Annotated in this window: 13 protein-coding genes; 4 read left to right on the top strand and 9 right to left on the bottom strand. The window is 67.8% G+C overall.

The genetic code is table 11. From position 1 onward, the window contains the following. The first annotated feature begins 69 nt into the window (after nucleotides 1-69). From DDQ41_RS15770 to DDQ41_RS15760, 3 genes are all read left to right on the top strand, one after another. Entirely contained in the window at nucleotides 70-1,146 is a 1,077-nt protein-coding gene (locus DDQ41_RS15770; protein ID WP_109295065.1) for a ParA family protein, read from the top strand. After that, nucleotides 1,143-2,222 carry a ParB/RepB/Spo0J family partition protein gene (locus DDQ41_RS15765; protein ID WP_174720291.1) on the top strand — a complete coding sequence of 360 codons (1,080 nt, stop codon included), beginning with the start codon at nucleotides 1,143-1,145 and terminating at the stop codon, nucleotides 2,220-2,222. The genes DDQ41_RS15770 and DDQ41_RS15765 overlap by 4 nt, the downstream gene beginning before the upstream one ends. 298 nt (nucleotides 2,223-2,520) lie before the next feature. Next, nucleotides 2,521-3,138 (top strand): GNAT family N-acetyltransferase, encoded by a 618-nt coding sequence (locus DDQ41_RS15760; RefSeq protein ID WP_109295063.1) that lies wholly within the window; start codon nucleotides 2,521-2,523, stop codon nucleotides 3,136-3,138. Nucleotides 3,139-3,247: 109 nt separating this feature from the next. Here DDQ41_RS15760 and trxA read toward each other — a convergent pair whose 3' ends face one another. The 7 genes from trxA to DDQ41_RS15725 form a co-directional block, all read right to left on the bottom strand. Next, nucleotides 3,248-3,589 carry a thioredoxin gene (gene trxA / locus DDQ41_RS15755; protein ID WP_109295062.1) on the bottom strand — a complete coding sequence of 114 codons (342 nt, stop codon included), beginning with the start codon at nucleotides 3,587-3,589 and terminating at the stop codon, nucleotides 3,248-3,250. Between the two features lie 48 nt (nucleotides 3,590-3,637). Then, the gene (gene trxB, locus DDQ41_RS15750) at nucleotides 3,638-4,600 is read right to left on the bottom strand and encodes a thioredoxin-disulfide reductase (protein ID WP_109295061.1); all 963 of its coding nucleotides are present in this window, start codon (nucleotides 4,598-4,600) and stop codon (nucleotides 3,638-3,640) included. A 123-nt stretch (nucleotides 4,601-4,723) separates the two neighbouring features. Then, on the bottom strand, nucleotides 4,724-5,635 hold the full coding sequence (locus DDQ41_RS15745) for an anti-sigma factor (protein WP_109295060.1): 912 nt from the start codon (nucleotides 5,633-5,635) through the stop codon (nucleotides 4,724-4,726). Next, the gene (gene sigM / locus DDQ41_RS15740) at nucleotides 5,632-6,336 is read right to left on the bottom strand and encodes an RNA polymerase sigma factor SigM (protein ID WP_109295059.1); all 705 of its coding nucleotides are present in this window, start codon (nucleotides 6,334-6,336) and stop codon (nucleotides 5,632-5,634) included. The genes DDQ41_RS15745 and sigM overlap by 4 nt, the downstream gene beginning before the upstream one ends. 32 nt (nucleotides 6,337-6,368) lie before the next feature. Beyond that, nucleotides 6,369-8,093 (bottom strand): protein kinase family protein, encoded by a 1,725-nt coding sequence (locus tag DDQ41_RS15735; RefSeq protein ID WP_172607682.1) that lies wholly within the window; start codon nucleotides 8,091-8,093, stop codon nucleotides 6,369-6,371. A gap of 120 nt (nucleotides 8,094-8,213) precedes the next feature. Then, nucleotides 8,214-10,421 carry a murein biosynthesis integral membrane protein MurJ gene (murJ, locus tag DDQ41_RS15730; RefSeq protein ID WP_109295058.1) on the bottom strand — a complete coding sequence of 736 codons (2,208 nt, stop codon included), beginning with the start codon at nucleotides 10,419-10,421 and terminating at the stop codon, nucleotides 8,214-8,216. Between the two features lie 43 nt (nucleotides 10,422-10,464). Continuing rightward, a complete protein-coding gene (locus DDQ41_RS15725; RefSeq protein ID WP_174720290.1) occupies nucleotides 10,465-12,780 on the bottom strand; it encodes a DUF6049 family protein in 2,316 nt (771 codons plus the stop codon). 184 nt (nucleotides 12,781-12,964) lie between these two features. Here DDQ41_RS15725 and DDQ41_RS15720 point away from each other — a divergent pair, with 184 nt between their 5' ends. After that, the gene (locus DDQ41_RS15720; protein WP_109295056.1) at nucleotides 12,965-14,431 is read left to right on the top strand and encodes a CCA tRNA nucleotidyltransferase; all 1,467 of its coding nucleotides are present in this window, start codon (nucleotides 12,965-12,967) and stop codon (nucleotides 14,429-14,431) included. 77 nt (nucleotides 14,432-14,508) lie between these two features. On the opposite strand, the gene DDQ41_RS15715 is transcribed toward DDQ41_RS15720, so the two are convergent. Together DDQ41_RS15715 and DDQ41_RS15710 are read right to left on the bottom strand one after the other, a co-directional pair. Next, nucleotides 14,509-15,792: an MFS transporter gene (locus DDQ41_RS15715; protein ID WP_109295055.1), complete on the bottom strand. Its 1,284-nt coding sequence runs from the start codon at nucleotides 15,790-15,792 to the stop codon at nucleotides 14,509-14,511. A 96-nt stretch (nucleotides 15,793-15,888) separates the two neighbouring features. Then, nucleotides 15,889-16,971, bottom strand: coding sequence for an inositol-3-phosphate synthase (locus tag DDQ41_RS15710; RefSeq protein ID WP_109295054.1), 1,083 nt, complete (start codon nucleotides 16,969-16,971; stop codon nucleotides 15,889-15,891). Nucleotides 16,972-16,981: the final 10 nt, after the last annotated feature.

Raw genomic sequence — 16,981 nt, 5'->3', positions numbered from 1 at the left:
ACGGACTTGTCCACAGAGGTGGAATTCTCCACAGAACCACCGGCCTCGCTGGTTCGCGACCCCGAAACCATGGCAGGCTCTGTTCATCGCGAGCCTGAAGCCGAGGAGAGTGAATCCTTGCGGTCCGACGCCAACATCGCGGGACCGACGACCGATCCGGTCCCTGGTCCCCGTACCGAGTCGGCGGGGGAGGATGTTTCACGTGAAACACCGCCGCCGATGGACGACACCCCCATTGGCCGTGCTGCCCAACTGGCGGTGGAGGCTCTGGGGCGTGCCGGTGAGGGTCTTCCCCGGCCTGCGCAGACGCGTGTCATCGTCATCGCCAACCAGAAGGGCGGGGTGGGCAAGACGACGACAACAGTCAACCTTGCCGCCTCGTTGGCTCTGCATGGTGCGCGTGTCCTGGTGGTCGACCTTGATCCGCAGGGGAACGCGTCCACGGCCCTCGGTATCGACCACCATGCCGAAGTGCCCTCGATCTATGACGTCCTCGTGGAGAGCAAGCCGCTGTCCGATGTGGTCCAGCCGGTCCCGGACGTCGAAGGGCTCTTCTGTGCCCCGGCCACCATCGATCTCGCCGGTGCGGAGATCGAGTTGGTGTCTCTGGTGGCCCGGGAGAGCAGGCTGCAGCGAGCGATCCAGGCGTATGAACAGCCACTGGACTACATCCTGATCGACTGCCCGCCGTCGCTTGGTCTGCTGACCGTCAACGCGATGGTCGCGGGCGCCGAGGTACTCATCCCGATCCAGTGCGAGTACTACGCGCTGGAGGGGCTGGGACAGCTCCTGAGGAACGTCGACCTGGTGCGCGGGCATCTGAACCCCGCGCTCCATGTCTCGACGATTCTGCTCACCATGTACGACGGCCGTACTCGGCTTGCCTCCCAGGTCGCGGAGGAGGTGCGCAGCCACTTCGGGGAGGAGGTACTGCGAACGAGTATTCCGCGGTCCGTCCGTATCTCCGAAGCACCCAGCTACGGGCAGACCGTCCTCACCTACGATCCGGGATCGAGCGGCTCGCTGTCGTATCTTGAAGCTGCCCGTGAGATCGCGCTGCGCGGTGTGGGGATTCACTACGAAGCCCATTCCGCACATGCGCTCAGTCAGAACACCCAGCAGAGTGTGTCGGAGGGGATCCAGTGAGCGAGCGACGTAGAGGTCTGGGGCGTGGGCTCGGGGCACTGATCCCGGCAGCTCCACAGGAGAGGCCGACGGCTTCTTCCGATGCGGTATCCGGATCCCCGGTTCTGACGACGGAGCGCGGCGTGGCCGCGGCAAAGGCCGCGATGCTTCCTGCCGGGCCCCGCACGCCCGAGCAGCGTGTGGCAGAGCCGGATCCGGAGGTTCTTCCCGAGCCGACGGCTCCGGCTGGTGCGCACTTCGCCGAGGTACCGCTCGACGCCATCACTCCGAACCCTCGGCAGCCGCGTGAGGTGTTCGATGAGGACGCCCTGGCAGAGCTGGTGACCTCCATCAGGGAAGTAGGGCTTCTCCAGCCGGTCGTCGTACGGCAGTTGGGCCCGGAGCGGTACGAACTCATCATGGGTGAGCGCCGCTGGCGAGCCTGCCGCGAGGCGGGCCTCGATCACATCCCTGCGATTGTGCGTGCCACGGACGACGAGAAGCTGCTTCTGGATGCACTCCTGGAGAATCTGCACCGGGCTCAGCTGAACCCGCTGGAAGAGGCCGCCGCCTATGACCAGTTGCTCAAGGACTTCAACTGCACCCATGACCAACTGGCCGACCGCATCGGGCGCTCACGGCCTCAGGTGTCCAACACTCTCCGTCTGCTCCGTCTCTCTCCTCCGGTGCAGCGCCGGGTGGCGGCCGGTGTGCTGTCCGCAGGACACGCCAGAGCTCTGCTGTCGGTAGAGGACTCCGAAGAGCAGGACAAGCTGGCCCACCGGATCGTGGCAGAGGGCCTCTCGGTGCGAGCGGTGGAAGAGATCGTGACCTTGATGGGGTCGCGTCCGAAGAGCGCACCGAAGTCCAAGGGTGCTCGAGCCGGCACACGTCTTTCCCCCGCACTCACGGATCTCGCATCACGGCTCTCTGATCGTTTCGAGACCCGGGTGAAGGTCGACCTCGGTCAGAAGAAGGGCAAGATCGTCGTCGAGTTCGCCTCGGTAGAGGATCTCGATCGTATCCTCGGCACGCTCGCCCCGGGCGAGGGGCGGGTCATGGAGAAGGAGCTCTGCGAGGAGGACGAGCAGGTCTGAGACCTCGCTGCACCGGTTGAGGGCGGATCATGTCCCGTGGTCGGACACGATCCGCCCTTTGCCGTCTCACAGTAGGCGTGTCCCCGCTGGGTGGATACGATGCGTTCTGGTACGGCGCATCCATCTTGACCCATCTCAGCGGAAGGCGAACCATGCGATCGGTGAGCCGCGGCCACCTACTGACAGCCGGACTGGGCATTGGCGCGGTCGGCGGATTCATCGGCAGCCTGCTCCGGGAGCGGAGCGCGCTGTCCGCTGCTCTTGGCGCGGCAGTCGAAGGAAGTGAGGAACAGCCGTCATGGGACGTCGGCTCGTACCGCTCACGCTGGACAACCTTTCAGACCTCCCCAAGCGCTGCCGGGCCTGTGTCTTCTGGGAGCTTGATCCAGTCAGCGGAGAAGCAGCAGTAAGGGCGGGCAAACCGGAACTCGAGAAGGAGGCCTGGATCTCGGCCGTGCTGCTCGAGTGGGGATCGTGCGGTCGTGTCGTCTACGTCGACGACGTCCCCGTCGGTTTTGTACTCTATGCACCGCCCGCGTATGTGCCCCGCTCGACCGCCTTCCCCACCAGCCCGGTGTCCCCCGATGCCGTCCAGCTGATGACTGCCTGGATCACCCCCGGATATCAGGGGCAGGGACTGGGACGAGTGGTGGTGCAGACCGTCGCCAAGGATTTGCTTCGTCGAGGGTTCAAGGCGATCGAGGCGTTCGGCGACGCACGCTGGAGTGAGTCGGCCTGTGTGCTGCCGGCCGACCATCTTCTGGCGGTGGGCTTCAAGACGGTCCGCCCTCACCCCACCTACCCCAGGCTCAGGCTGGAACTCCGCACCACGCTCTCCTGGAAGGAAGATGTGGAACTTGCCCTCGACCGGCTGCTGGGCGCTGTGCAGAAGGAGCCCGCGCTTCGGCCGCTGTAGGCGTGTCCTTCAGCCGATGTAAGGGCTCGCGAACACGACGGGGCAGAGACGCCGAATGGGCCAACCCGGGAGGGCCGGCCCATTCGTGTTTCACGTGAAACCAAGGAATTCAGGGCTTGGCGACCTCGTCGCCGATGAAGGCATCGAGTTCTCGGACGAGCATGGCCTTCGGCTTGGCACCGACGATGGTCTGGGCGACCTCGCCGTTCTGGTAGACGTTGAGCGTCGGGATGGACATGACGCCGTACTTCGCGGCCGTGGCCGGGTTCTCGTCGATGTTGAGCTTGACGACCTCGAGCTTCTCGCCGTGCTCGGCAGCGATGGCCTCGAGCGAAGGGGCGATCTGGCGGCACGGCCCGCACCATTCGGCCCAGAAGTCGACCAGCACAGGCTTGTCGCTCTTGAGGACTTCCTCTTCGAAGGTCGCATCGGTCACGGTCTTGAGGGCCACGGTGGACTCCTTAACGTACGGGTTGGGGTGTGGTGGGGGAGAGAGGCGTCAGACGGACGCCGCCGCGGACTTCTCCTCGTCCGCGAGGGCGGCGAGGAAGCGTTCGGCGTCCAGTGCGGCGGAGCACCCGGTACCGGCAGCGGTGATGGCCTGCCGGTATGTGTGGTCGACCACGTCGCCCGCGGCGAAGACGCCGGTCAGACTCGTGCGCGTCGACGGAGCGTCCACCTTCAGGTAGCCCTCCCCGTCCAGTTCCAGCTGACCCTTGAAAAGCTCGGTGCGCGGGTCGTGGCCTACGGCGATGAACAACCCGGTGACGGGCAGCTCGCTGCTCTCGCAGGTCTTGGTGTTTCGGAGGGTCAGACCCGTTAGCTTCTGATCACCGTGGATCTCGGCGACCTCGCTGTCCCAGGCAAACTTGATCTTGGGGTCGGCGAAGGCGCGCTCCTGCATGGCCTTGGAGGCGCGGAGGCTGTCGCGGCGGTGGACGACGGTGACGGACCTGGCGAAGCGGGAAAGGAAGGTGGCTTCCTCCATCGCGGTGTCACCGCCCCCGACGACTGCGATGTCCTGGTCCTTGAAGAAGAAGCCGTCGCAGGTGGCGCACCATGAGACACCGCGGCCCGAGAGTGCGTCCTCGTTCGGCAGACCGAGCTTCCGGTGCTGGGAGCCGGTGGCGACGATGACTGCCTTGGCGCGGTGCACCGTACCGGCCGTGTCCGTGACCGTCTTGATCTCTTCGGTCAGACTGACGGCGACGACGTCGTCCGGGACGAGTTCGGCGCCGAATCGCTCTGCCTGCGCTCGCATGCTGTCCATGAGGTCCGGTCCCATGATCCCGTCACGGAAACCGGGGAAGTTCTCCACGTCGGTGGTGTTCATCAGGGCACCACCAGCGGTGACCGCGCCCTCGAACACCAGCGGGTTCAGCGAAGCGCGCGCGGTGTACAGCGCGGCCGTGTAGCCGGCCGGCCCGGAGCCGATGATGATCACGTTACGGACGTCGCTCACGGGTTTCTTCCTCGTCTCTGCAGACTGCCTACTGCCTCAGGGGCGGTCAACGACTCTCACCCCACCCAACGGATCCTATGGGGCATGCATTCCCGCGATCGCGGAGCGGCACGGAGGCTGTTCTCAGGGGCGAGGATAGGCATGGGTGAGGAGCAGCTCCCCCTTGCCCTCGGGTGCCGTCTCCACGCATGCCGCTGCTACGACATAGGCCTGCACCTGGGAGGTGTCCTCGGGGTGCGGCAGCACCACCAGATAGGCCCGGGTGCCGTCGAACGTGCCCTGGTCGACGGCGATTGCCGCCTCGGTGCGCCCCGTGCCCTTCTGGATGCAGGCAGGCACCGGCACGGACGGCGAACGGAGGGGTGCAACCTCCGCGCCGACGCCGGTGTTCCTCTCCACTCGGGGGCCGGTCGGTGTCCAGCTCCCGGAGTCCTGCGGTGCCCTCTCCGAGGTCAGAAGCGCGGCCACCCGCGTCTGCAACGTGGCCGCCGTGATCTCATGGCCGTCTGACGCGGCGCTCGCGGCGGTGTCTGTCTTCGTCTCGGAGGTGTCGCCACTGGTGCCCGCAGAGGTCTGAAGGAGCAACGCGGTGACACCTGCGGCGGCGGCGCCGAAGGCGGCTGTCACAAAGGTGACGCGTCGCCTGCGGGTCTGGCGGCGGCCCGGGCCGGTGGTCGCAGGAGCCTGCCCTGCGGGACGGCCGGCGGGAGGGGCCGCAGGCCGACGAGGGGCAGGTGATGTTTCACGTGAAACATCGGCCGGTGCGCTGTCTGGTGCGGTCGCATTGAGCAGCGCCTCGGCAGCCAAAGCGGCGTCGATTCGGCCGATGACGTCGGCAGGCATGCGCTGAGGGCCGGGCAAGGTGCCGAGCAGACCCCGAATCTCCTCCAGTGAGGCATGGATGTCGGAGCACAGCCCGCAGCCCTCGAGATGCCTCCGTACGGCCGCCTGGCGGACCGGTGGGAGAAGACCTTCGGCGAGGTCGGCGATCTCGGACACTTCCGGGTGCTGAGCCGTGCCGGTCGTGGAGGTCACGTGCGTCCACCTCCGCCCTTCACAGCCGCAGGACCATGAGGCCCTGGATCGCTTTCTCCGGTCGCCGGTGGGACGGATGCCCCAGGCGTCCGGTTCCTTCCCCCCGCGAGATCACTGTTATCCCTCGTGTCCCGGCGGAGATGCTTCAGCAGCGGAACCAGACGGGCGCGGCCGCGAGCGCATCTGCTCTTCACGGTTCCCGTCGGCACGTTGAGCACACGAGCCGCTTCCGCGACCGGGAAGCCCTGCATGTCGACGAGCACCAGAGCGGCCCTCTGGTCGACCGGTAGCGTGGCGAGCGCGGCCAGGAGCTCGCGATGGAGGTCCTGGCGCTCTGCGGGAGCCTCGGCGGACTCATGGGGCTCAAGGAGCTGCTCCAGCCGCTCGGTGTCGTCCACCGGCGAAGTCCTCCGGGACGCGGCCTTGCGTGCCCGGTCAAGGCAGGCATTGACGGTGATGCGGTGGAGCCAGGTCGTCACGGCGGCCTGTCCCCGGAATGTGTGGGCGGCACGGAAGGCGGAGACGAGGGCGTCCTGCACCGCGTCTGCGGCTTCCTCCCGGTCACCCAGTGTGCGCAGGGCCACGGCCCAGAGCCGGTCGCGGTGGCGGCGCACCAGCTCACCGAAGGCGTCCCGATCCCCGGCGACGTGGCGGGCCAGGAGTTCCTGGTCGCCCGCTTCGCCGAGCGCGGCGTTGTCCAACCGTGAGCCCCCTCCCCGTCATGGCGCCGGTGTCAGCCGGTGAACTTCACGTCCGTGATCGCCTGCTTGTAGCCGGCGCTGCTGAAGGTGGTGTCGTGCGACACGTAGGGCATCGCGGTCATCCACAGCAGCACATAGCGGCTCTTGACCGGTGCCGTGGCCGCGAGCTTCAGCGAGGTGGCACTGGTCTGACCGTTCGCGATCTTCTTCATGGAGGTGACCGAACCGGACGGCGACAGGGAGTCCGTCGCATACAGTGCGATCTTGGTGTAGTCGCCTCCGTAGCGGAGCGCTATGGCCGCCGACGACACCTCCTGCTCCGCGCCGAGGTCATAGACGATTCCCACGCCCTTCTTGACCTGCGGATGCAGGTCGGGCCCGTCTCGGTAGCTGCTGGTGCGCCAGAAGGAGCCGGTGTCACCGTCGTGGGTGTTGCCGGCGTCCTCAGCGTTCTGAGCGGTGCCGTCCGGCGCGAACTCCTTGGCACTCTGGATGGTCAGCGGTACCGGCGTCTTCGGATCGTCGCCCTGCTTCTCGTCCGTGGTCTGGCTGTTGCCGGGCTCGTCGGTCGTCCGGCCACGGTCCAGCAGCTTGTCGGCGATCTGCCAGCTGCCCAGTCCCAGAGCGGCGATGAGCAGGGCGGACACCGTCCACTTCAGGAGCTTGCCGGTGCGGCTTTCCAGGGGCGCCGGCGGCATCGCCACCGGGGGAGCCGTGCTGCCGGGGCGGGCCGGAGCCCGACCGTAGGTGCCCTGCTGATAGGTGGTGCGCTGGTACTCCGGAGGAGTGGTGAAGACGGGTTCCGGGGGACGGATGCGGGGCATGGCCGCGACCGCCCTGGCGAGTTCGTCCGGGGTGGTGAGGGGAAGCTCCTGCCTCGAGGCAGTGGCCCCGTCGTTGACCAGCGCCCGCATGGCGAGTTCGGACAGGCCGCGGTGGACGCCGGCGCGCACCTGGTCGGGGGCGATCAGCCCGACGCCCTTGGGAAGCCCCGAGAGACCATAGGCATCGCTCTCATAGGGCCAGCGCTGGGTCAGTGCCGCGTACAGCAGGGCGCCGATGGACTCCGTGTCCGTGCGCTGTGGCCGGTCGGCACTGATTCCCCGCAGCGCGGCGTTCACGGCGAGGCCGCGGATCCGGTATTGCCCCGTGGAACTGCGGAGTACGGCCCCGGGAGTGAGCCTGAGATGGGCGAGGCCCTCCCGATGGGCCGCGGCCATGGCCTGGGAGAGCTGGCTGACCAACTGGTAGGCGTCATGGGCTTCCAGCGGCCCTTCGGCGAGTAGCGTCGTGAGTTCGATGGCGTCGGGCAGCCACTCGTGGACGACGTAGACGAGGTCGTCCTCCTCGACGGCGTCCAGCACCTGCACGAAACGTGGGTCGCCGAGCAGGGCCGCGGACCGGGCCGCGGCCAGCACCGACCGCGTCCGGGGATGGTCGGCGGGCAGGATGTGCACCCCGACGGCGCGGCGCAGTTTCTCGTCGACGGCACGCCAACTGCTGAATCCGTCCAGACGGGTGACGCACTCCTCGAGCCGGTAGCGTCTGGCCAGCGTATGGCCGCTGTGCAGTTCGGGCGTGGTGCCGGCGGGCCGCTCACGGTCCCTCCGCTCGCCGCCCCTGTCGTGAGCGTCCTGCTCCGCCGCCTCGTCGGTGTGCGCTTCCCCGTCGGTCGCGGCCTTGTCCGCCTGGGCGGCCAGCGGGTCGTCACCGCTGTTGTCGGCCACGTCGACGGCAGCCGTGCTACGTTCCGCCACCGTCGTTCCCTGCCTCCCCATCCGTTGAGCCATATCCAACAGCCATGCCAATTGTGCCCACAGTCCGCTGCTATGCACGACACGCGGTGGCGGACGATGGTTGTGCTCGGCCCGCGGTCGCTATCGGCCGAGTCGGCCGCGCACCATCCCGACCAGGCTGTTGAGTTCCTGGATCCTCATTCTCCTTGCCGCCACGAAGAAGACTCCGAGGAGCATCGCACCGCCCGCGACGAGCGCGACGAGCGCTCCGAGCGCGTCCTCGCCCATGGCCTTCAGCACGAAGTAGGCCACGGCACCGGACGCAGCGGCGGCCGGCACGGATGCCAGGCACAGCCGGGCGTAGGTCCGCACCACGCTGCTGCCGTCGAGGTCACCGCCCAGTCTGTTCCGCAGCCGTCGCCACGCGACCCCGACACCGACGGCGTACGCGAGGCCGTAGGAGCCGGCCATGCCGACGACGGCCCATTCGGCCGGAAGGAGGAGGTAGCAGGCAGCCGAGGCAGCGGCATTGACCGCGGCCACGATGACGGTGTTGTAGAAGGGCGTGCGGGTGTCCTCGTAGGCGTAGAAACCGCGGAGGACGACGTACTGCACCGAGTAGGGGATCAGACCTAGACCGAACGCCATCAGGATGAAGCCCATGGACCGGGCGGCCTCGGTGCCCGCGGACGCGTACAGCAGGGTGCACATCGGGACGCCCAGTGCCAGGAAGGAGAAGGCGACGGGCACGATGGCGACCGCAGAGTTGCGAAGGCCCTGGGAGATGTCGTCGCGGACCGCGCCGGCGTCGTCGTCGTGAGCGGCCCGGGAGATCCTCGGCAGCAGCGCGGCCATCACGGACACCGTGATGATCGCCTGGGGCATTGCCCAGATCAGCTGCGCGTTGGTGTACGCGAGGAAGCCCGCTCCGTCCTTGTCCGAGGCGGCACCGGCGGCTGTGGAGAGCTGGGTGACCACGAGCACGCCGGCCTGGTTGGCGAGTACGAACAGCACGGTCCACTTGGCGAGTCTGAAGGTCTTCCCGAGGCCCTGCCCCTTCCAGTCGAAGCGGGGCCGGAAGCGAAAGCCCGTCTCGCGCAGGTACGGGATCATCGCGAGCGCCTGGACCACCAGGCCCAGCAGGGTGCCGACCGCAAGCAGTCGCACACCCTCCGGCGGGATCGTCTGCACGCTCATCCGGGACTCGGAGAAGCTGCCGTAGACCCAGATGAACAGTCCGAAGGTGAAGATGATGACGATGTTGTTGAGGACGGGCGTCCACATCATCGCGCCGAACCTGCCACGGGCGTTGAGGATCTGCCCCATGACCACGTGCACACCCATGAAGAAGATCGTGGGCAGGCAGAAGCGGGCGAAGGTGACGGCGACACTGTTCGCCGGCGGCTCGCCGGCGATCGTCGGCGACAGGGCCTTGATCAGCAGCGGGGCCGCGAACACGGCGATCAGGACGATCGCGCCGAGGGCGACCATGACGAGGGTCAGCAGCCGGTTGGCGTACGCCTCGCCGCCGTCCTCGTCGTTCTTCATCGCGCGGACGAGCTGCGGGACGAACACCGAGTTCAGCCCGCCACCCACGGTGAGGATGTAGATCATCGTCGGCAGGGTCAGGGCGATCGTGTAGGCGTCACCGAGTACCGCGGCGCCGAGTGCGGCGGTGATCACCAGACTGCGGACGAAGCCGGTGAGGCGGGACACCATGGTTCCGGCGGCCATCACGGCGCTGGACTTCAGCACCCCCGAGGCCCTTCCGCGGCTCCCCTTGGCGGGTGTGGGAGCAGGGGCCGGCTTCGGCTCCGGTTCCGGCGCTGCCGCGGGTCGCCCACCGGCCTGCTGGTCCCGGTAGAGGTGGGCGAACGCGTCATGCTCCGGTGTGTCCTCGCCGGCCCTGGTCACCAGGTCGTCGACGCCGGTGAACTGCACGGTCCGGGCATCGTCCCCGTAGGGCAGTCGGCGCGATGGGCCATCCGGTTCCGGCGGCGGGGTCTGAGCCCAGATCCGGGGGTCCGGAGCGTGCTGCCGAGCGGGGGGCTGCCGGTACAGCGGCTGCGGCTGCTGGAAGCTGCCGGGAGCCGGTGGTGGATGGGCGGCGCGGTCGTAGAGCGCCTCCGACACGGGGTCCTGGGCTGAGAGGTCCCGGGAACGATACGGATCGTGGTCGTACGCATCCTGGATGTACGGGTCGTCGGCCGCTTCGCCCCCCTGCTGCGGCACCTGGGCCACTGAGGGCTGCTCCGCCTGCTGAGGGCCGTGCGAGGGGTACGGAGCGCCCGAGGGGGGCGCGGTGCCGTCCGCGCCCTGCCCGCGGTCACCGTCGTACGGCGCGTTCATGGTTACCCCACCTCATCGTCCGGCCCGCCGGCCATGACATCGCTCAACGGTCCACCTTCTCACCCGCACCCGACGGGTCGGCGCTTTCCGGTGCGGTGTCCGGTGTCGGGTCACTCGGCTGCTCCGAGGTGTCGGACACCGTACGCCCGTCGGTCTCGTCACCCGCACCACCCGCGGCGGCAGCCTCCCGGGCCGCCGCCCGCTTGCGCTGGGTGTACATCCGGACGCCTGCCAGGACGAGCAGGAGCACACCGCCCGCGATGACGAGCATCACGGTCGGAGTGATCTCGGAAGCCTTGACCGTGAAGGTCATCGGTCCGCCGTACAGCTTGCCGTCCTCGGTGTACAGCTGGGCCGTGACCTGCACCGGACCGTTGGCATTGGCGTCCGCAGCGAACTTCACCGACTGGCTGTGCCCGCCGTCGATCTTGATGGGCTGCTCGGCGACCACGCTGCCGTCATCGAGTTTCAGTCGGGTGGGATTGGAGGACTTCAGCCGGAGGACGAGGTTGTCGACGCTCTGAACAAGCTTGTTCTGCACGGTCACGGGGATGGTGGCGCTTCGGCCGGACAGGGTCAGGGCCGATTTCTGGATCAGCCGTACCTCGGTGGTGAGGTCCTTCAGATAGCTCTGCACACCGTTGCGGTACTGGGCGGCCACGCCTGCCTTGCCGCGCCATGAGGTGGACATCTCCCGGTTGATCGCGTTGCCGAAAGGCGTCACCACCCGGTCGGGGGAGGTGAGGATCACCTTGAAGTTGTCCAGGGTCTCCTGCGTGCCCTTGATGTCCTGGAAGGTCTGGACGGGCAACTCGCGGGCCCTGAGGTCCTTCGGATACTGGGACGCGGCCGGCACCCGGGTCGTGGCATCCGGGTCGGGCGTGGCCTCCGAGGCCCCGATGAGGTCCAGCGGCTGAGTCCAGCGCTGGTCGGCGAGTCCCTGCAGCGCCTTCGCCATGCTCTGTACCTGGGCTGCCGTGGGCATCCGCTGGGGGGCGACCACGATGCTGCGCTGGGCGTTCGGCGCCTGCTGAGTGAGAGCCAGCGACTGGGCCAGGAACTGCTGGATCGCGCGGGTAGAGTCGCCGGCCTGGCTCAGATCACCGTAGAAGGCCTTGGAGAGCCGTGCGTCCGCGACCACGGCCGTGGTGCCACCGCCGATGGGGCGGGCGGCGGAAGGCGTGTACGAGACGGACCCGGTCTCCCTGAGACTGTCGCTGCGGGCGATGATGTTGTGGGCGCCTGCCGACGTGGCGACATCCACGATCGAAGGATCGATGGCGCCTTCGACCGGCCAGGCGAAGTCCGTCGACGGTTTCACATGGAGGATGGTCTCCACCGTCGTTTCGGCGACCGCCGTGGCCGGCTGGAGATGGCTGAGTGAGCCCGACACGTCCTTGCCCCGGTGGGCGAGGGACGCCAGGTCCGGGTCCGCGAAGGGAAGGGCGACGACCGGGCGGTCCTGCACCGCCTGCTCGAGGGAGTTCAGCCACCGCTTGGCCACGGCCTGGTTGCGCCCCGGGACCGTGTCACCCGTCTCCGTCCTGACCTCGTAGCTCCTGGTCATCGCATCGACGGTGGCGAGCAGATCCGGGTCGACGACCCAGGTGATGGGGAGCCCGCTGCCGAGCGACACGAGCTGCTCCAGCCGGCCCCCGGCCGCGAGTTCCGCGGCGAGTACGTCGTTCTCGAAGACCGGGGTCTGCTGCTCGTCGGAGCCGGTTTCCGCCGACAGATGGGTGGTGGATACCAGTGGCCAGAGGAAGGTGAGCTGGGTCTTCTTGCCCGCGGACTCGGGCTGCCAGGGAAGGAAGGTGCGCTCGATGCCGAGTACCTGGTCGTGGTCGTCCCCGGCAGTCCGGCCGGAGAGGGAAACACCGAGCTGGTACACGCCTGCCCTGCCCAGGTCCAGCTTGCTGACCGGGACGCTCAGGGTGAAGTCCTGGCTGATCCCGGAGGCCAGCCGGTCGATCGTGACGCGGTAGGGACCGCCGAGCGCCTTGGCGTCGGAGCCCGGGGTGTAGCCGGTGGCCTTCGACGCCTCGTCGATGTGCGGACGGCCCGACAGGCGGGGTCCGACGCGCAGCTCGACCTCCGCCCCCGTGATGGCCTTCTTGCCCGTGTTGGTGACGGTGCCAGAGACGGTGAGCGTGTCGCCCTTCACGGGTGCGCTGGGCGAAAGGCTGCTCAGTGCGACATCGACGGTCTCGGAAGCACTCGCGGCCTCCGCGGGCGATGCCGTCGGCAGCCACAGCAGGCCCGCGAGCACTGGGGCTCCCGCAAGGAGTGCAGCCGCGCGCCGCAGCCGCCGGCGGGCAGGAGAGGTAGTCATCCCCTGGAATTGTGCCGCCTCGGCCACGCGCTCGTCCGTCCCTCGTCGTCTCTTGCCGTTCGCTGGGTGCGTCCCCGCATGGTAACGAGGTGCGCTGTGACGGAGTGCTCGGGACTGTTCCACATGATCGGAAGGCTCTGCCGGCACGCGGTGCCGGCCTGCCGGAAACAGGGGAGCCGCGGGCCGCGCGGTGCACGTACCCTTTTCTGTTGTGCCGAACGCCAACGAAGACAACCTCACCGAACTGAGCCAGGCGCAGCGCCGTGCCGTGAGCGAGCTGCTGCGCGTGTCCCCGGTTGCCGATGATCTCGCCCGTCGATTCCAGGATGCCGGATTCCGTCTGGCACTGGTCGGTGGCTCGGTGCGGGACGCGTTGCTCGGCCGGCTCGGCAACGATCTCGACTTCACGACCGATGCCCGCCCGGAGGACGTTCTGAAGATCGTCCGCCCCTGGGCGGACTCCGTGTGGGACGTGGGAATCGCGTTCGGTACGGTCGGCTGCCAGAAGGACGGCCGGGTCGGGGACGGCGTTCAGCGCTTCCAGATCGAGATCACTACCTACCGTTCCGAGGCCTACGACCGGACCTCACGGAAGCCGGAGGTCTCCTACGGCGACTCGATCGAGGAAGACCTCGTCCGTCGCGACTTTACGGTGAACGCGATGGCCGTCGCGCTCCCGGAGAAGGAGTTCATCGACCCACACGGAGGGGTGCGGCACCTGGCCTCGCGGGTTCTGCGCACCCCGGGCGCCCCGGAGGACTCGTTCTCCGATGATCCACTGCGTATGTTGCGCGCGGCCCGGTTCGCCGCGCAGCTCGACTTCGAAGTCGCCCCCGAGGTCATCGCCGCGATGACGGAGATGGCCGATCGCATCGACATCGTCTCGGCCGAGCGGGTCCGGGACGAGTTCAACAAGCTGGTCCTCGCTCCGAACCCCCGCAGGGGACTGGCGTTGCTCGTCGGCACGGGACTCGCCGGTCGCTTCCTCCCGGAGCTTCCGGCGCTGCGGCTGGAGAGTGACGAGCACCACCGGCACAAGGACGTCTATGAGCACTCACTGATCGTGCTGGAACAGGCCATCACGCTGGAGGAGGACGGACCGGACCTCGTCCTGCGGCTCGCGGCACTCCTCCATGACATCGGCAAGCCGAGGACCCGGCGCTTCGAATCGGATGGCCGCGTATCGTTCCACCACCACGAAGTGGTGGGCGCCAAAATGACCAAGAAGCGCCTTACGGCGCTCAAGTACTCAAACGACCAGGTCAAGGACATTGCCCGGCTTGTGGAACTGCATCTGCGCTTCCATGGGTACGGCACCGGTGAGTGGACCGACTCGGCCGTGCGTCGCTATGTACGGGACGCCGGGCCGCTGCTTGAGCGCCTGCACAAGCTGACCCGCTCCGACTGCACCACGCGTAACAAGAAGAAGGCGAGCGCACTTTCCCGCACCTACGACGAGTTGGAGCAGCGCATCGCCCAGCTTCAGGAGCGGGAGCAGCTGGACGCGATCAGGCCGGATCTGGACGGCAACCAGATCATGGAGGTCCTGGGGGCCGGTCCAGGGCCCGTCATCGGCGAGGCGTACGCGTTCCTGCTGGAGCTGCGACTCGAGAACGGGCCGATGGGGCGGGATGACGCGGTGGCGGCCCTGAAGGAGTGGTGGGCCGCTCAGGACTGACTGTGGAGCGGGCGTGTTTCACGTGAAACATGCCCCCCTTGTATCGAGGGGCGGTGGGTGATGTTTCACGTGAAACATCACCCACCGCCCCTCAGGGACTCCCCTTCGGTGCGGCGCCAGCGCAGGAGTGCCACGGCACTCAGACCGTAGAGCGCAGCCAGTAGGGCTACCAGCGGGACGGATCGCCCGTCCGGCGGGAGCATCACCGCGGTCACCCCGGCGGCGCCCACGAAGGAGACGTTGAAGAGCATGTCGTAGAGGGAGAAGACCCGACCTCGGAACCCGTCGTCGACGGAGGTCTGGACGACCGTGTCGGTCACGATCTTCGACCCTTGAGTGACCAGCCCGAGGGCGAATGCCGCGATGAGGACCGGCGCCGGAGCGAAGGTCAGTCCAAGGGCGGGTTCCAGAACGCTCCCGGCGCCTGCGAGGGACGCCATCCAGCCGTAGCGGCCGACCCGGCCGACCGCCCACGGTGTGACGGCCGCGGCGGCGAAGAATCCGGCACCGGAGAGAGCCACAGCCAAGGCGAGAAGCCTCAGTCCCTCGGACTCCGTCGAGGACCAGGTGTAGCGGGAGAGCATGAGGACCATCACCGTCAACGCGCCGTAGCAGAAACGCAGCATGGTCATCGCGGCCAGCGCACGAGCGGCGGAGCGTCGTTCCGCCAGATGGCGCAGTCCGCTGACGAGACCGCGGGCGGTCGAGGCCAGGGCCGCGGCCAGCCGTGGCTGCATCAGTTCCGGATCGGGGCCGAGTAGCTCGCGGCTGATGCGAAGCGATGCCAGAGCCGCGCAGAGATAGAGGGCTGCACCGAGCAGCACAACGACCACGTCCGAGTCGGAAGCGGCGATGCGAACGGCGAAGGCGAGGCCGCCGCCGACCGTGGCTGCGATGGTGCCCGCAGTCGGTGAGAGGGAGTTGGCCATCACGAGCCGCTGTTCGTCGACGACCCGCGGAAGCGCCGCCGAGAGCCCCGCCAGTACAAAGCGGTTGACCGCCGTGACGCAGAGCGCGGAAGCGTAGAAGAGCCAGTCGGGGACGGTCGCCAGCATCAGCATGGCCGTACAGCCGGCCAGGGCCGCTCGTAGGAGGTTTCCGTGGAGAAAGACCTGCCGGCGCGGCCATCGGTCCAGGAGCACTCCGGCGAACGGACCGATGAGGGAGTAGGGCAGGAGCAGCACGGCCATCGCGGCCGCGATGGCGCCCGCGGTGGCCTGTCTCTCCGGGGAGAAGACGATGTACGTGGCGAGCGCGACCTGGTACACACCGTCGGCCGACTGCGACAGCAGCCGCACGGCGAGCAGACGGCGGAAGTTCGTCAGGCGCAGGAGTACGCGCAGATCACGTACGACGGGCATGTGGGCTAGCGTCACATAGGAAGAGAGTCCCCGGGCAGATGCCACGGGGACTCCCGACGGGACGGAGGAACGCGGAACGCGCGATCCTGCGCCGGATTAGCGCTCGACCTCGCCCTTGATGAACTTCTCGACGTTCGCGCGGGCCTCGTCGTCGAAGTACTGGACCGGCGGGGACTTCATGAAGTAGGAGGACGCGGAGAGGATCGGCCCGCCGATACCGCGGTCCTTGGCGATCTTCGCGGCGCGCAGTGCGTCGATGATGACCCCGGCCGAGTTCGGGGAGTCCCAGACCTCGAGCTTGTACTCCAGGTTCAGCGGGACGTCACCGAAGGCGCGACCCTCCAGGCGCACATAGGCCCACTTGCGGTCGTCCAGCCAGGCGACATAGTCGGACGGGCCGATGTGGACGTTCTTCTCGCCGAGTTCGCGGTCGGGGATCTGCGAGGTGACGGCCTGCGTCTTGGAGATCTTCTTGGACTCCAGGCGCTCGCGCTCGAGCATGTTCTTGAAGTCCATGTTGCCGCCGACGTTCAGCTGCATCGTGCGGTCCAGGACGACGCCCCGGTCCTCGAAGAGCTTCGCCATCACACGGTGCGTGATGGTGGCACCCACCTGCGACTTGATGTCGTCACCGACGATCGGCACACCGGCGGCGGTGAACTTGTCGGCCCACTCCTTGGTGCCCGCGATGAACACCGGGAGAGCGTTGACGAAGGCGACCTTGGCGTCGATGGCGCACTGGGCGTAGAACTTGGCGGCGTCCTCGGAACCGACCGGCAGGTAGCAGACAAGTACGTCCACCTGCTTGTCCTTGAGGACCTGGACGATGTCGACCGGGGCCTCGGCGGACTCCTCGATGGTCTCGCGGTAGTACTTGCCGAGACCGTCGAGGGTGTGGCCGCGCTGGACGGCCACGCCGGTGGACGGCACATCGCAGATCTTGATGGTGTTGTTCTCGCTGGCACCGATGGCGTCCGCGAGATCGAGGCCGACCTTCTTCGCGTCGACATCGAAGGCGGCGACGAACTCGACGTCACGGACGTGGTAGTCGCCGAACTGGACGTGCATCAGACCCGGCACCTTGCTGCCCGGGTCTGCGTCCTTGTAGTACTCGACGCCCTGCACCAGCGAGGCGGCGCAGTTGCCCACGCCGACGATGGCTACGCGAACCGAACCCATTCCGGTTGCT

The organism is Streptomyces spongiicola, from assembly GCF_003122365.1.
GTDB classification, from domain to species: domain Bacteria; phylum Actinomycetota; class Actinomycetes; order Streptomycetales; family Streptomycetaceae; genus Streptomyces; species Streptomyces spongiicola.
Note: the sequence above shows the minus strand (reverse complement) of the source record. Positions and strands in the feature narration are given on the sequence as shown.

Excerpts from the sequence above, each read along its gene's own strand:
- DDQ41_RS15760 (WP_109295063.1), top strand. The coding sequence starts at position 2,521 with ATGGGACGTCGGCTCGTACCGCTCACGCTGGACAACCTTTCAGACCTC.
- DDQ41_RS15715 (WP_109295055.1), bottom strand. The coding sequence starts at position 15,792 with ATGCCCGTCGTACGTGATCTGCGCGTACTCCTGCGCCTGACGAACTTC.
- DDQ41_RS15770 (WP_109295065.1), top strand. The coding sequence starts at position 70 with ATGGCAGGCTCTGTTCATCGCGAGCCTGAAGCCGAGGAGAGTGAATCC.
- murJ (WP_109295058.1), bottom strand. The coding sequence starts at position 10,421 with ATGAACGCGCCGTACGACGGTGACCGCGGGCAGGGCGCGGACGGCACC.
- DDQ41_RS15710 (WP_109295054.1), bottom strand. The coding sequence starts at position 16,971 with ATGGGTTCGGTTCGCGTAGCCATCGTCGGCGTGGGCAACTGCGCCGCC.